Annotated in this window: 14 protein-coding genes; 6 read left to right on the top strand and 8 right to left on the bottom strand. The window is 64.2% G+C overall.

Features of this window, described 5'->3' with window-relative positions:
• The first annotated feature begins 9 nt into the window (after positions 1–9).
• The 3 genes from X730_RS151590 to X730_RS151580 all read left to right on the top strand — a co-directional run bounded on the left by X730_RS151590 (position 10) and on the right by X730_RS151580 (position 3,070).
• Entirely contained in the window at positions 10–1,680 is a 1,671-nt protein-coding gene (locus X730_RS151590; RefSeq protein WP_023826333.1) for a nitrite/sulfite reductase, read from the top strand.
• Complete coding sequence (locus X730_RS151585; protein WP_023669769.1) at positions 1,655–2,419, top strand: phosphoadenylyl-sulfate reductase; 765 nt, start codon at positions 1,655–1,657, stop codon at positions 2,417–2,419. The genes X730_RS151590 and X730_RS151585 overlap by 26 nt, the downstream gene beginning before the upstream one ends.
• A 117-nt stretch (positions 2,420–2,536) precedes the next feature.
• Positions 2,537–3,070 carry a DUF934 domain-containing protein gene (locus tag X730_RS151580; RefSeq protein WP_023669768.1) on the top strand — a complete coding sequence of 178 codons (534 nt, stop codon included), beginning with the start codon at positions 2,537–2,539 and terminating at the stop codon, positions 3,068–3,070.
• Between the two features lie 255 nt (positions 3,071–3,325).
• On the opposite strand, the gene X730_RS151575 is transcribed toward X730_RS151580, so the two are convergent.
• Both X730_RS151575 and X730_RS151570 read right to left on the bottom strand, forming a co-directional pair.
• Positions 3,326–4,348 (bottom strand): fatty acid desaturase, encoded by a 1,023-nt coding sequence (locus tag X730_RS151575; protein ID WP_023669767.1) that lies wholly within the window; start codon positions 4,346–4,348, stop codon positions 3,326–3,328.
• A gap of 84 nt (positions 4,349–4,432) precedes the next feature.
• Positions 4,433–4,633 (bottom strand): hypothetical protein, encoded by a 201-nt coding sequence (locus X730_RS151570; RefSeq protein ID WP_023669766.1) that lies wholly within the window; start codon positions 4,631–4,633, stop codon positions 4,433–4,435.
• 259 nt (positions 4,634–4,892) lie between these two features.
• On the opposite strand from X730_RS151570, the gene grpE reads away from it, so the two are divergent.
• Positions 4,893–5,522, top strand: a complete 630-nt coding sequence (gene grpE / locus X730_RS151565) for a nucleotide exchange factor GrpE (RefSeq protein WP_023826334.1) — start codon at positions 4,893–4,895, stop codon at positions 5,520–5,522.
• Between the two features lie 126 nt (positions 5,523–5,648).
• Positions 5,649–6,281, top strand: a complete 633-nt coding sequence (locus X730_RS151560) for a trimeric intracellular cation channel family protein (RefSeq protein WP_023683056.1) — start codon at positions 5,649–5,651, stop codon at positions 6,279–6,281.
• A gap of 100 nt (positions 6,282–6,381) precedes the next feature.
• Here the strand turns inward: X730_RS151560 and X730_RS151555 are convergent, their stop codons facing one another.
• The 6 genes from X730_RS151555 to X730_RS151530 all read right to left on the bottom strand — a co-directional run bounded on the left by X730_RS151555 (position 6,382) and on the right by X730_RS151530 (position 13,518).
• Positions 6,382–7,269 carry a GNAT family N-acetyltransferase gene (locus X730_RS151555; RefSeq protein ID WP_027049733.1) on the bottom strand — a complete coding sequence of 296 codons (888 nt, stop codon included), beginning with the start codon at positions 7,267–7,269 and terminating at the stop codon, positions 6,382–6,384.
• 264 nt (positions 7,270–7,533) lie between these two features.
• Positions 7,534–9,822 carry a response regulator gene (locus X730_RS151550; RefSeq protein ID WP_023754258.1) on the bottom strand — a complete coding sequence of 763 codons (2,289 nt, stop codon included), beginning with the start codon at positions 9,820–9,822 and terminating at the stop codon, positions 7,534–7,536.
• Positions 9,823–9,963: 141 nt separating this feature from the next.
• Complete coding sequence (locus X730_RS151545) at positions 9,964–10,953, bottom strand: MDR family oxidoreductase (RefSeq protein ID WP_023754259.1); 990 nt, start codon at positions 10,951–10,953, stop codon at positions 9,964–9,966.
• A 105-nt stretch (positions 10,954–11,058) separates the two neighbouring features.
• The gene (gene lspA / locus X730_RS151540; protein WP_023754260.1) at positions 11,059–11,547 is read right to left on the bottom strand and encodes a signal peptidase II; all 489 of its coding nucleotides are present in this window, start codon (positions 11,545–11,547) and stop codon (positions 11,059–11,061) included.
• Positions 11,544–12,401, bottom strand: coding sequence for an RNA methyltransferase (locus tag X730_RS151535; RefSeq protein ID WP_023754261.1), 858 nt, complete (start codon positions 12,399–12,401; stop codon positions 11,544–11,546). Before X730_RS151535 ends, lspA begins: the two co-directional genes overlap by 4 nt.
• A gap of 34 nt (positions 12,402–12,435) precedes the next feature.
• The gene (locus tag X730_RS151530) at positions 12,436–13,518 is read right to left on the bottom strand and encodes a class I SAM-dependent rRNA methyltransferase (protein ID WP_023754262.1); all 1,083 of its coding nucleotides are present in this window, start codon (positions 13,516–13,518) and stop codon (positions 12,436–12,438) included.
• A 127-nt stretch (positions 13,519–13,645) separates the two neighbouring features.
• Here X730_RS151530 and X730_RS151525 point away from each other — a divergent pair, with 127 nt between their 5' ends.
• Positions 13,646–14,344 carry a YafY family protein gene (locus X730_RS151525; protein WP_023754263.1) on the top strand — a complete coding sequence of 233 codons (699 nt, stop codon included), beginning with the start codon at positions 13,646–13,648 and terminating at the stop codon, positions 14,342–14,344.
• Positions 14,345–14,356 lie beyond the last annotated feature (12 nt).

Consider the following 14,356-nt stretch of genomic DNA (forward strand, 5'->3'; position numbering starts at 1 on the left):
AGACGAAACATGTACCGCTACGATGAGTTCGACCACGATTTTGTCCAGGCCCGCGTCGCCGAGTTCAGCGACCAGGTCGAACGCCGGCTGTCCGGCGAGATCACCGAGGATCAGTTCCGGCCGCTGCGGCTGATGAACGGCGTCTACCTGCAGCTGCACGCCTACATGCTGCGCATCGCGGTGCCCTATGGCACGCTGAACAGCGCGCAACTGCGCATGCTCGGCCACATCGCGCGCAAATACGACAAGGGCTACGGCCATTTCACCACGCGCCAGAACATCCAGTTCAACTGGCCGGCGCTGTCCGACATTCCGGCGATCCTGGCCGATCTCGCCAGCGTCGAGATGCATGCCATCCAGACCAGCGGCAATTGCATCCGCAACGTCACCGCCGATCATTTTGCCGGCGCCGCCGCCGACGAGGTCGCTGATCCGCGCCCCTATGCCGAGATCCTGCGGCAATGGTCGTCTGTGCATCCGGAATTCTCGTTCCTGCCGCGCAAGTTCAAGATCGCGGTGACCGGGGCCGAGCGCGACCGCGCCGCCATCCAGACGCATGATATCGGTCTGCATCTGAAGAAGGGCGCCGCCGGCGAGCTCGGCTTTGCCGTCTATGTCGGTGGCGGCCAGGGCCGCACGCCGATGGTGGCGCGCAAGATCCGCGACTTCCTGCCGGAAGCCGACCTGCTGTCCTACTGCACCGCGATCCTGCGCGTGTACAACCTCTATGGCCGCCGCGACAACAAGTACAAGGCGCGCATCAAGATCCTCGTCCACGAGACCGGCGTCGAGGAAATCACCCGCCAGGTCGAGGCCGAATGGCAGGAGCTGAAGGACGCCGAGCTGAAGCTGCCGGAAGCCGACATCCGTGCCATCGACGCCTATTTCGCGCCGCCGGCACTGACCGCCCGGCCGGAAGGCGACGCGGCGATCAAGCTGGCGCGGCTCGATTCCAAAAGCTTCTCGGACTGGCTCGACCAGAATGTCGTGACGCATCGCCATCCCGACTATGCCGCGGTGACGATTTCGCTGAAAGGTATCGGCGAAGTGCCGGGCGATGCCACCGACAGCCAGATGGAAGCGGTCGCCGACATCGCCGAGAAATACGCGTTCGACGAACTGCGCGTCAGCCATGAGCAGAACCTGATCCTGCCGCATGTGGCGCGCGCCGATTTGAAAGCGGTCTACGACGCTTTGGTCGACATTGGCCTCGCGACGGCCAATTCCAACCTGATCAGCGACATCATCGCGTGCCCTGGCCTCGATTATTGCGCGCTGGCGACAGCGCGCTCGATCCCGATCGCGCAGGAGATTTCGCTTCGCTTCGCCTCGCTGGAGCGGCAGCGCGAGATCGGCGAATTGAAGCTGAAGATTTCCGGCTGCATCAATGCCTGCGGACATCACCATGTCGGCCATATCGGTATCCTCGGCGTCGAGAAGAAAGGCTCCGAACTCTACCAGGTGACGCTTGGCGGATCGGCCGACGAGAACACCTCGGTTGGCGAAATCATCGGCCGCGGCTTCTCTTCGGAAGAGATCACGGACGCCATCGAGCAGATCGTCGACACCTATCTCGGCCTTCGGCTCGGTCCCAGTGAACGTTTTATCGACGCCTACCGCCGTGTCGGTCCCGCGCCGTTCAAGGAGGCGCTCTATGCTGGCGAAACCAAGGCCGCTTGACCGCATCGTCGACGTCGACGACAGCATCGCCGCCAAAGCGGCGGGCTTCGACGCGCTGTATGGACATCTGAGCCCGCTCGACATCATCGAACGCGCGGCGAGCGAATTGTTTCATGACGAGATCGCCGCCGTGTCGTCCTTCGGCGCGGATTCCGCCGTCCTGCTGCATATGATCGCCAAGGTCGACCGCACGCTGCCGGTCATCTTCCTGGACACCGGCAAGCATTTCGGAGAGACGCTGGGCTATCGCGATGCGCTGGTCGCCGATTTCGGGCTGACCAACATCAGGGTGATCAAGCCCGAAGACGCGGCGCTCGAGCGGGTCGATCCGACCGGCAATCTGCACCAGAGCAATACCGATGCCTGCTGCGACGTGCGCAAGGTCGAGCCGCTGGCGCGCGGCGTCGCCCCCTTCCGCGCCTGGCTGACCGGCCGGAAGCGCTTCCAGGCGGCGACGCGAGCCGCGCTGCCGGTGTTCGAGGCGGTCGGCCCGCGCGTACGCGTCAATCCGCTGGCGCACTGGACGACATCCGACCAGGCTGACTACATGCGCGCGCATGCGCTGCGCGAAAATCCGCTGGTTGCGTACGGCTATCTGTCGATCGGCTGCTTCCCATGCACGCAGCCGGTGCAGCCGGGCGAGGATGCGCGAAGCGGACGCTGGGCCGGTCATGCCAAGACCGAGTGCGGCATCCATCTGTCGGGACTGGAAGTATCGCTGACCGACGCATCCCTTTAAGCTATGGTGATATTCAGGTGAGGCTGGCCTGCAACGGCGGCTTCCGCTCGGAGGCCGCCGGTTTCGTGTGGACCGGCTTTCGCGGACTTTCGATTTTTAGGGCTTTAGGAATTTTCTATGACTGAACAGACCACAGCGGAGACCCGCCTCTGGACCCGGACGGGGTTTCGCGAAGACGAGTGGACACATGCCGAAAGTGCGGACGCACTGGCGGGCAATGGCCGCTTCATCCTGCCGTTGCAGGCATTTCTCGGCCTTGATGCCGAGGTGCGGCGCTCGGCCAAGGAGCGGCTGGGCGTCGCATTGCTGCCGGGCGACCAGCTGGAAAAGATCGTGGATCTGCTCGACCAGCTGTCGCTGGTGGCGCTGGCCTTTCCGGCCTTCAGCGACGGCCGCTCGTTTTCCAAGGGCGAATTGCTGCGCAGCCGCTACGATTTCGAGGGCGCGGTCCGCGCCACGGGCCAGGTGCTCGTCGACCAGCTGCCGCATATGCTGCGCCTCGGCTTCGACGAGTTCGAGATCTCCAACCCGGTTCTGCTGAAGCGCCTCGAAGAAGGCCGCACAGGCGGGCTGGGCCTTTACTATCAGCCGACCGAAGCGTCGGAGCCGAAGGGGCCGAAATACTCCTGGCGGCGCGTTCGCAACAGCTGACGCGACGGTAATTCCGCCTGTCTTTACAAAGACTGTGATCGGGCCTTCTCCTGGCTGTCCGGACGGAAATATCCGCCGGGCGCGAGGGAGGAATCGGCGCTCATCGGCGGCAACACCAATGCACCGTCCATCATGATCGCCGAAAAGGCGCCTGACATGATCAGGGCTGCAAGGTCTGGATGCGCGAGGANTTTGTCTTACGGAATTCCCAAGCGAAAGCCCGGAAAACCGCCTCACACTTTGCTGGAATTGCTTTTAGGCCAAGGCCCGCGCTTCGCGAAACGAGACCAGCTTGCGGCGGTTCTCGTCCCACAACGCAAGCTTGACGCAGCGCAGGCTGTCGAGGAGCGTGACGCGGCCGATGCCGCGCAGTTCGGGATAGTCGCGCAGCACTTCCTGCAGCCGGTAGCCCGGCACCTTGGCCGAGAGATGGTGCACGTGATGGACGCCGATATTGCCGGTGAACCAGTTCAGCACCGGCGGCAAATCATAATAGGACGAGCCGTGCAGGGCGGCACGCTGGAATTCCCACTCTTCGTCCTTCGCCCATTCCGTCTCCTCGAACTGGTGCTGGACGTAGAACAGCCAGATTCCGGCCGATCCGGCCAGGATCACGATCGGCAAATGGACGATCAGGAAAGCGCCGGGGCCGACCAGCCAGATAAGCAGCGCTGCCGCGACCGCGATGCCGAGATTGGTGGTCATCGACGACACCCAGGGCGTCAGGCCGCCGCGCATCATGCCGACCGGCAGCCTCTGCTCGAAGATGAACAGCCAGATCGGGCCAAGGCCGAACATCACCAGGGGATGGCGGTAGAGACGATAGGCAAGGCGTCCCCGCCAAGACAGCTGCCGGTATTCAGCAACCGTCAACGTCCTGATATCGCCCATGCCGCGCTCGTCAAGATTGCCGGCGCTGGCGTGATGGGTGGCGTGCGCGCGCCGCCAGCAATCGTAAGGGGTCAGCGTCAGCACGCCGAGCGCGCGGCCGATCCAGTCGTCGGCAGTGCGGTTGGCGAAGAAGGAGCCGTGGCCGCAATCGTGCTGGATCATGAAGATCCGCACCAGAAAACCGGCGGCGGGAAGGATCAGGATCAAGCCCCACCAGTGGCCATAGGAATAGGCTGCCGAAGACAGCGCCCACAGCGTAACGAAAGGAATAAGGGTGATGGCGAGTTCAAGAGTGCTGCGTCGCCGGTCGGGCTTCTTGTAGCGCGCCAGGATCTTCAACCAGGCGCGCTTGCTGTTGGCGGCCGTCTCGGGGGAAATCATGTTCATCAGGAAGCATAGGCGGGGCGTCCCGCTGCCGCAAGGAAAAGCTCACGCAAAATTACTGCGCGTAATTGTCGCGCGATAGCATCGCTATTGACGGCGTTGGCCGCCGGCCATGCTGGCTTCTATGCCGTCCAGCCGGTCGAGCAGATCCCGGAAACGGGCGGGAATGTCGGCCTCGGTGCGGAAGGCCGGCAAGGTGCGCAAGAAGCGCGTCGTCGCCTCGGTGCCGAACTGGCGCCTGATGTCGGCGGCGAGCTCTTCGCTTCTGTTGCCAGTATTGCGGTCCATTGTCTCAAATCCTGTGTCGGTTTCAAAACTCCTCCAAGCTTTGAATGGTTCCCCATAGCGGGGTATTGGCAAGCAAAGGCTGCCGTTACGGTAAAGTTTGAATTAATTTTGAACGTCCTTGCGCCCCGCACCAAGTCCGACGGGCAGCCCGCAACATTGCCTGCTGTGGGGCGTCCTCCTGGGCTTGCCCCTTGATTTTTGGCCGCCAAACCTCGATATCGGGCGCAAATCCAAACCATTCGAATGACGGGAAATGGCGATGAGCGACCAGACAAAAGACGAACGCGCGCCCGAGGATATCGAAACGGCCGAGGCCGAGCGCACGCAAGGCGGCATCGACGGCGACTATGAAGCGCTGGTGCGGCTGCTGAAGGAAAACGAGGAGCTGAAGGACCGCGCGCTGCGCGTCGCAGCCGAGATGGAGAATCTGCGCCGCCGCACCGCCCGCGACGTGCATGATGCGCGCGCCTATGCGGTGGCCAATTTCGCCCGCGACATGCTGTCGGTGTCGGACAATCTGCGCCGCGCGCTCGATGCTATCCCCGCCGAGGCGAAAGCGGCCGGAGATGCCGGCTTCAAGGCGCTGATCGACGGCGTCGAGATCACCGAGCGCGCCATGCTGTCGACGCTGGAACGGCATGGGGTGAAGAAGCTCGAACCGGAAGGTGAGAAGTTCGACCCGAATTTCCACCAGGCGATGTTCGAAGTGCCCAATCCCGATGTGCCGGCCAACACCGTCGTCCAGGTCGTGCAGCCGGGCTATTCGATCGGCGCGCGCGTGCTGCGGCCGGCCATGGTCGGGGTCGCCAAGGGCGGCCCCAAGATCGCGGCCACCGAAGCGCCGGTCGAGCCGGGGCCGGTGAACGAGCAGGCCGAGAAGGATGCGTGAGTAGGGTAGGCAGTAGGGAATAGGGAATAGGGAATAGGGAATAGGGAATAGGGGCAGGCGTATCAATCGCGCGGCTTCGTGTTATTCATACTTTCCCTAATTCCCAATCCCTACTACCTCATGTCCCTGACACCCATCGACCTCCTCGACTATGCCGGCGTCGCCGTCTTTGCCGCGACCGGGGCGTTGGCGGCTTCGCGCAAGCAGCTCGACATTATCGGCTTCCTGTTTCTGGCCAGCGTCACCGGCATTGGCGGCGGCACGCTTCGCGACGTCATCCTCAACCTGCCCGTCTTTTGGGTCGCCAACTCCGGCTATGTGCTGGTTTGCGCGGCGGTTGCGGTGCTGGTCTTCTTCATCGCCCACCGCGTCGAATCCCGCTGGAAATGGCTGCTCTGGCTCGACGCCATCGGATTGGCGGCCTTTTCCGTAATGGGCGCGGCCAAGGGGCTGGCCATCACCGGCTCGCCGGTCGTCTCCGTTGTTATGGGCGTGTTGACCGCCACATTTGGCGGCATCCTGCGCGATCTGCTGGCCGGCGAGCCATCGGTGCTGCTCAGGCCCGAAATCTACGTCACCGCCGCACTCGCGGGCGCCGGCCTCTACACACTTGGCGATCTTGCCGGCCTGCCGCCGCTCGCCTCGGATATCGCCGGCTTCGTCGCGGCTTTCCTGGTGCGCGGCGGCGCGCTGAAATTCGGCTGGACCTTTCCGTCCTACAAGAGCCGCCCGGGACGGCGACCGGAGGATATTCCGTAGGGAGAGGGATTAGGGAATAGGGAATAGGGAATAGGGAATAGTCGGTAGTCAGCAATTCGCGGCAGCCTTCACTACTGCCTAATGCCTACTGCCTACTGCCTCACGCCGCAAAGCGCTGCGCTTCCCCGCCATAATAGTTGACGTAGCGGGCGCCGATTTCCTTGACCGGCATCACCACGAACACATCGACGGTGGAGAACTCACGGTCGATGACGCAGCCGTCGCCGATGCGGGCGCCGACGCGCAGATAGCCCTTGACCAGCGGCGGCATGGCCGCGATCGCCGCCTTGGCGTTGACCGCCTCGATCGGCATCAGATCCATCGAGCAATAGCGGCCGGAGACCGCCCGCACATCCCAGGCGGAGTTGGTCCGGCAGTGATGGGCAAGGTAGGTGAGCGCCTCGGCATGCGCAGCCGGCACCGTGCCAGGGAACGAGGCACAACCGGTCATCACGCCGATCTCATAGTGGTTGATGTAGGCCCAGATGCCTTGCCACAGCGCCTCAATGGTGCGCTTCGAGCGGTATTCCGGCAGCACGCAGGAGCGGCCGAGCTCAAGGAAGCGCTGGCCGGGATGGCGGGCGATCAGCTTGGTCAGTTCGAACTCGCCTTCGGAATAGAAGCCGCCGGCGGTCGCCGCAATCTCTTGCCGCAGCAGGCGGTAAGTGCCGACGATGCGGCGATGCTCGGGGCCGGAGATCGAGGTGTCAAGCACCAGGAGATGGTCGCACAGCGGGTCGAAGCGGTCGGCGTCGCGCCGGTCCTGCGCCTGGAACAGGTCCTTCCTGGCGCCAAGCTCGTCATAAAACACCCGGTAGCGCACTTCCTGCGCGGCGGCGATCTCGGCCTCATTGCGGGCAAGCCGCACTTCGAGATTGCCGATACGGCCCAGCGGTGCGCCTGTTGCGACGGCATCGGCGTTCCGCGCGGCGAGCAAAGCGCCGCCTGCGCTGGGCCGAGTGTCACATTCCGGCATAACTGTATGCACGAGTGATTCTCCTTCGAGCCATCCCTCTTGGCACGGGGATACGGTGTAGGTGCAACAGGATTGTGACAGTACCGTGATACGGCGCGACGGGCAATACTTCGTCGGCTGGCGAAAACCCTCATTCGGCTACCTACGTGACGCGAGGATTGCGCCAGCGTCACCTTGAAGCGCGTCGCGCTGGGACGATTCACGCGACGCGCTTCAAGTCTTTGTTTTGTGCATGTCGTCTTCTCAAAACCGGGGCCATTTTCGAGCGACATGAATTCAGGCGGCCACCTGGCCCTCGACGGCATGGACCAGCGCGTCGGGATCGAGCGGCTTGGTGACAAAGCCGCTGGCGCCATGGGCGAGCACGGTGTGGCGGGTCTTTTCCTGGCTGTCGGCCGAAAGCACCATGATCGGAACCGGCGGCACAGCCATTTCCTCCTCGTGGCGGCGGATGGCGGCGATCGCGTCCAGCCCGTCCATGACCGGCATGTGCAAATCCATCAGCACCACATCGAAGCGATTTTTCAGCCCGGCTTCGGTCACCGCCTCGACCGCGGCCTTGCCATTGCCGACCACTTTCACGCGATGTCCCGCCTTCAAAAGCGTGGCGCGGGCAAGCATGGCGTTGATGTCGTTGTCTTCGGCGATCAGCACCGACAAACCTTGCTGGCGCCCGCCATGGGCACGAAGCGAGGACGCGCCGGTCTTTTCCGGCTTGGGCGGCGGCAAGGCAGGGGCATGACTGGTCAGCAGCACGCGCAGCAGGGTTTCGCCGCGGACCGGCCTCGCCAAGAAGGTGGCGTAGCCGCTGGTGCGGAATTCGCCAAGCATGCCGCGGTCGGTCGGCGCGATCAGCGTGATCGCCTCGCAATCGGCAAAGCCACTCTGGCGCAGGCGCTTGAGCAGTCTGCCGTCGCCGTCCTCCAGGGCCGCGTCGATCAATAGCACATCGCAATGTTCGGCGAAGGGCGTCGCCTGGGAAGCGGTTGCGGCGACGTCGACGGCGCCGCCATGGGCGCGGATGGTGCGGGCGATGGCGTCCGCCTCGACGGCGTTCTTCGACACGATCACGGCGCGCCGGCCGGCCAGGATGTTCTGCCGGTTCTGCGGTGCTTCGGTTGCTCCTGCGGCCGGGATCTCGAAGACGAATTCCGATCCCTCGCCAAGCCGGCTCGACACCGAAATGGCACCGCCCATGGCGGTCACCAGCCGCCTTGAGATAGCAAGACCGAGGCCGGCGCCGCCATGGGTGCGGGTCGAGGTGCCGTCGGACTGTTCGAATTCCTCGAAGATGCGCTCCATGTCGTCTTCGCGCAGGCCAGGGCCGGTGTCGGCGACGGTGAAGCAGATGCGGTCGCTGGTCTCGGTGCGGGCCCGTGCAACCGAAACCAGCACGCCGCCGGTGTCGGTGAACTTGATCGCATTGCCGATCAGGTTGAGCAGCACCTGCCTGACTCTTCCCGGATCGGCCATGATCATCTGTGGCACGTCGGGCTTGACATGACAGCCGAGGCCGATGTTCTTGGCGAAGGCTTTGGCCGCCATCAGTTCGATGATGTTGTCGGCGATTTCGCGCAGCGATGTCGGCTGCGGCTCCGGGTCGAAACGGCCGGCCTCTATCTTGGAATAGTCGAGCAAATCCTCGATGAGCGCCAAAAGGGCGCTGGCCGAGGTCGAGACAGCGCCGACATAGGTGCGCTGCTCGGGCGACAGATTGGTGTCAGCCAGAAGCTTGGCCATGCCCATGATGCCGTTCATCGGCGTGCGGATCTCATGGCTGACGGTGGCGAGGAAGCGCGACTTGGCCTGGCTGGCATATTCGGCGCGCTCACGCGCGGTGATCAACGAGGATTCGGCGCGCTTGCGGGCGGTGATGTCACGGGCAATCGCCCGGTGCGAGACGGCGCCGCTATCCTTGTCGCGCACCGACAGTTCGATCCACGAGAACCAGCGCGGACCGTTCGGCGTGCGGATGGAGACGTCGGTGGAACTCAGGCATTCGTGATCCGAAAAGGCGGCGTCGGGAACGATACCGACATCGATGCCGAGGTCGGCCAGAGTCCTGCCGGCAAGGTCGCGCTGATCGGTTCCGACGAGGCCGGCGAAAACCATGTTGGCATAGACGATGTGGCCGTCGCGGTCGCGGTGGACGACGAGATCGCCGAGCGCATCGATCAGCCCGCGAAAACGCTCCTCGCTCTCCTGCATCTCCCACATGCGGTCGGCCAGCGTCTCGATCTCGGCGCGGCTGCGGGCCGCGGTTTCGTCGAGCAAGGCCGCCGCGCGACGTACGGTGCGCCGGCTGCGCAGGTGCATGGCGACGCCGGCAACGCCTGTCGCCAGCAGACCGAACGTGATGAAGATCGGCGCGCCGGTGAGGTGAGACAGGCCCGCCAGCACGACGCTGGCGACGACCGTCAGGAACGGCAGGCCCTCGGGCGTGGCGCGCGGCAAATCCGGCGCAAGAGGCGGCGGCGCAACACGCTGCCGCTTCGCCGTCGCCGGGCTCGGCCCGTCGACACTTTCGGCACGGCTCTTCTCTTTCCTGGCGGACTCCGCGATCATTCGGAACTCCTTGCCAGATAGAGATTATGGAAAAGCGCGGCGGATCGTTCGAATTTTAGCGGTCATGCATTTTTGGCGGTTTTCCGCATCGCCTGATCTTTTCCGAAACCTGATTCCCTTCGGGATCATGCTTCGGGAGCCTCACATATCGACAACCACGCGGCCCCTGATCTTGCCCTCGACGATGTCATGGGCGGCGGTGATGATGCCGTCGAAGCCGATGGTCGTCGACAGGCCGGCGAGCTTCTTGAGATCAAGATCGCTGCCGATGCGGCGCCAGGCTTCCAGCCGCACAGCCTTTGGCGCCATCACTGAATCGATGCCGAGCAGCGAGACGCCGCGCAGGATGAACGGGGCGACGCTCGACGGCAGATCCATGCCACCCGCCAGGCCGCAGGCGGCGACCGCGCCGCCATAGGCAGTCATCGACAGCACATTGGCCAGCGTGTGGCTGCCGACGGCATCGATGCCGCCGGCCCAGCGCTCCTTGGCCAGCGGCTTGGCCGGCTGGGAGAGTTCCTCACGCGAAATCACTTCGGCGGCACCGAGGTCGATCAGATAGGGGCTCTCGGCGTTGCGGCCGGTCGAGGCGATGACGTGATAGCCAAGGCTGGACAGGATCGAGACCGCGACCGACCCAACGCCGCCGGCCGCACCCGTCACCACCACCGGGCCGCGATCCGGCAGGATGCCGTGCCGCTCCAGCGCCATGACGCACAGCATGGCCGTATAGCCGGCGGTGCCGACCGCCATCGCATCGTGCGCGCTGATGCCGTCGGGCAACGGCACCAGCCAGTCGCCGTTGACGCGCGCGCGCCCGGCATAGGCGCCGAAATGCGTCTCGCCGACGCCCCAGCCATTGAGGATGACCTTGTCGCCCTTGCGCCAGTCGGCATGCGATGAGGAGAGGACGGTTCCGGCGAAATCGATGCCCGGCACCAGCGGCCAGCGGCGGATCACTGGCGCTTTCCCAGTGATGGCCAGCCCGTCCTTGTAGTTGACCGTCGTCGCCTCGACGGCGACGGTGACGTCGCCTTCCATCAGATCGGCTTCGCCGAAATCGACGACCTCCACCGACTGTTTCTTTTCGGCGTCGCGCGAAACGAGGATGGCTTTGAAGGTTTCAGGCATCTCTTCTCCTCGGCTTCGCAAAGGCTGGCGGTCGGCATTGGCTGGCTCTGGCCGAACTGTGCGGCGACCGTCCGGCGAGGTCAATTGGTCAAAAGAGTCGGGCCGTCAAGCTTCTGGGCCTTGCGGCTTGGCCTCGCGCCGCCAGCCTATGAACTCGTCGAAGACGACCAGCGCCGCGCCGACCGAAATGAAGGCATCGGCGAGGTTGAAGACGGCGAAGGACCATACCGGCGTGTGGAACAATATATAGTCGATGACGTGGCCGTAGACGGCGCGGTCGATCAGATTGCCGATCGCGCCACCGATGATCAGGGCAAAGCCGATGCGGGCCAGCACATGGCCGGATGGCGTACGCGTTGCCAGATAAAGCACGAAGGCGACGACGACGACCGCGATGACGACCAGGCCGGTGTCGCCGAAAGACGAGAACATCGAAAAGGCGATGCCGGTATTGTAGGTGCGAAACAGCGCCAGGAACGGCATCAGGTCGAGCTTTTCCTGAAAGGCGAGGCCGGTCTCGATCAGATGCTTTATCCACTGGTCGAGCGCGATTGCCACCACCACCAGCAGCGCATAGGGAGACCATGATTTCACGATGTGGCGTCCTCGGGGGCAAGTTTCAGCGCGCCGCGCCGGATCTCGAACAGCATGATTCCGGTGGCGACCGCCAAATTGAGTGAATCGGCGCGGCCGGCCTGCGGAATCCGCAGCAGCCGGTCGCAGCTTTCGGACAGATTGTCGGGCAGGCCCTGCTGCTCATTGCCCATCATCAAGAGCACCGGTCCTCGGGAGAAATCGACCGAGCGGTAGTCGACCGCGCCCTTCAGATGGGTGCCGACGACCAGGCCCGAGAAGCTGTTTCGCCAAGCCAGAAATGCTTCCGGCGTCGCCTTGGTCACCGGCACGGCGAAGATCGAGCCCATGGTGGCGCGCACGGTCTCGACAGAAAAAGGATCGGTAGTCTCGCCTACCAGGATGACGCCCTTGGCGCCGACGGCATCGACGGTGCGGATGACGGTGCCGAGATTGCCGGGATCGCGCACCCGGTCGAGCGCCACCCAGACGTCGCCGTCGTGAGCGCGGATGTCTCTTAGCGGCAGCAGTTTTTGCCGGAAGACGCCGACAACCATTTGCGGATTGTCACGGCGGGTGATGGCGACCAGCACTTTTTCGGACACTTCGAGCACGGTGCCGCCGGCGGCAACCGTGCGCGCCGCCACCTTTTCGACCGCCGCATTGCCGCGTCCGGCCTTGGCGAAAACCAGCGTCCTGATCGACCAGCCGAGGTCGAGGGCGTCGATGACCAGCTTCAGCCCTTCGGCCATGAAGGCGTTCTGCTGGTCGCGGAATTTCTTCTGGGCGAGCGCCTTGATGTCCTTGATCAGCGGATTGGCAAGGCTGGTGACTTCCTTGACCTGCCCGGGCGCGCCGGCGTGCCGCTCATTCATTCGGGACTCCCGGGCATTCAGGTCTCCGGGGCATTCAGGCCACCCAGCGCGAAAACAGCGATGTCGACAGCGCCCGCCCGGCGGACTGCTCGCGGATGATCAGTTCGCCTGATTCAACCGTGCCGCCCATGCCGGCAAAGGTGTCGCGCATCAAGGCATGGATGGCGAAGAAGGAGGCGCGGATGGAATAGGCGGTCAGCACTATGGCGACCGGTTTCGGCGTCAGGATCGCGCGGCAAAGGTCGGTCAGGCCGGGCAGGTCCTCGAACAACTGCCAGACCTCGCCCTTGGGTCCGCGGCCATAGGCAGGCGGGTCGAACAGGATGATGTCGTAGCGGCTGCCGCGGCGCTCTTCGCGCTCGGCGAATTTCACTGCATCGTCGACGATCCAGCGGATCGGCTTGCTGCCGAGACCGGCCATTTCCTGGTTTTCGCGCGCCCAGCCGACCGCCTTCTTGGAGGCATCGACATGGGTGACCTCGGCGCCGGCGCGGGCGGCCACCAGAGACGCGAGCCCGGTATAGCCGAACAGGTTCAGCACCTTGATCGGGCGCTTGGCCGCCGCGATCAGGCTGGCCATATGGTCCCAGTGCGAAGCCTGCTCGGGGAAGACGCCGACATGGCGAAACGAGGTGAAGCGGCCGAGATAGTCGATGCCGTCATGCTTCATCGGCCAGGTCTCGCCCAGCGGTACCTTCGGGAACCGCCAGCGGCCGATGCCTTCCTCGTCGGTGTCGCCGGTGAAGATGGCGTCGGCTCGGTCCCAGTCCCTGGCGGGCAAGGCCTTTTGCCAGATCGCCTGTCCCTCGGGCCGCACGATGCGGTAGGGGCCGTATTGTTCGAGCTTCTCGCCGGCACCGCTGTCGAGCAGTGCATAATCCGGATTGGGCGCCACTTCGAGGATCACCGGCAGGCGCTCAGTGGGCAGGATGCCTTCGCGACGCGCCAGGATACGGGGGGCGGGCTTCGGATCAGACCGGTCGTCCGGTTTTGTTTCGTGGCGTTGCTGTCTGGCTTCGGGTCGGATTGGTACGGTCTCCGGCTGCGGCCGCGCATGTTCGGTCCTGCCTTTTGCGGGCGGACGGTTGTCGCGGCGTTTGTCGCGAAAAGACTTCAAGCAGGAGCGTCTCCGGAGGCGGCAGGCCGCTTTTGGCATAGGGTCACCGGCTGCGCAAACAAAATGGTCCAGCGTGCGAATGTCTGAGGTGGTGGACCTCGCTGAGGAAACAGGCAAATCTCGAATCATGTCCCGTTCCGAACGCCTGCTCGACCTGATCCAGATCCTGCGCCGGCATCGCCGGCCGGTGAGCGGTCGCACGCTTGCCGGCGAGATGGACGTTTCGATCCGAACGCTCTACCGCGACATTGCCACGCTGCAGGGGCAAGGCGCGCCGATCGAGGGCGAGGCTGGGCTGGGCTATGTGCTGAAACCCGGCTTCATGCTGCCGCCACTGATGTTCATCGACGAGGAGATCGAGGCCATCGTTCTGGGATCGCGTTGGGTTGCCAGACAACCGGACAAGCGGCTGTCGGCCGCCGCCACCGACGCGCTGGCCAAGATCGCCGCTGTGCTGCCGGATGATCTGCGCGAGGACCTCGATGCGACCGCGCTTTTGGTCGGGCCGCACGGCGATGCTGTCGAAAGCATCGACCTTGGCCTGGTGCGCCAGGGGATCCGCAACGAGAGAAAACTCGGCTTTCTTTACCGCGATGCCGGCGGCGCCGCCTCCGAGCGCTTGATCTGGCCATTCGCGCTCGGCTTTTTCGACAAGGTGCGGGTGGTGGTGGCCTGGTGCGAGACGCGGCAGGATTTCAGACATTTTCGCGCCGACCGGATGTCGGGGCTCAACACCACGGATATCCGCTATCCACGTCGTCGGCAGGCGCTGCTGAAGGAATGGCGCGCGACGCTGGACGCACCGAAGCGCCAGCCCGGCGCTTAATGCTCCTTTCTA

The sequence above is a fragment of the Mesorhizobium sp. L103C131B0 genome, assembly GCF_000502275.1.
Classification (GTDB): domain Bacteria; phylum Pseudomonadota; class Alphaproteobacteria; order Rhizobiales; family Rhizobiaceae; genus Mesorhizobium.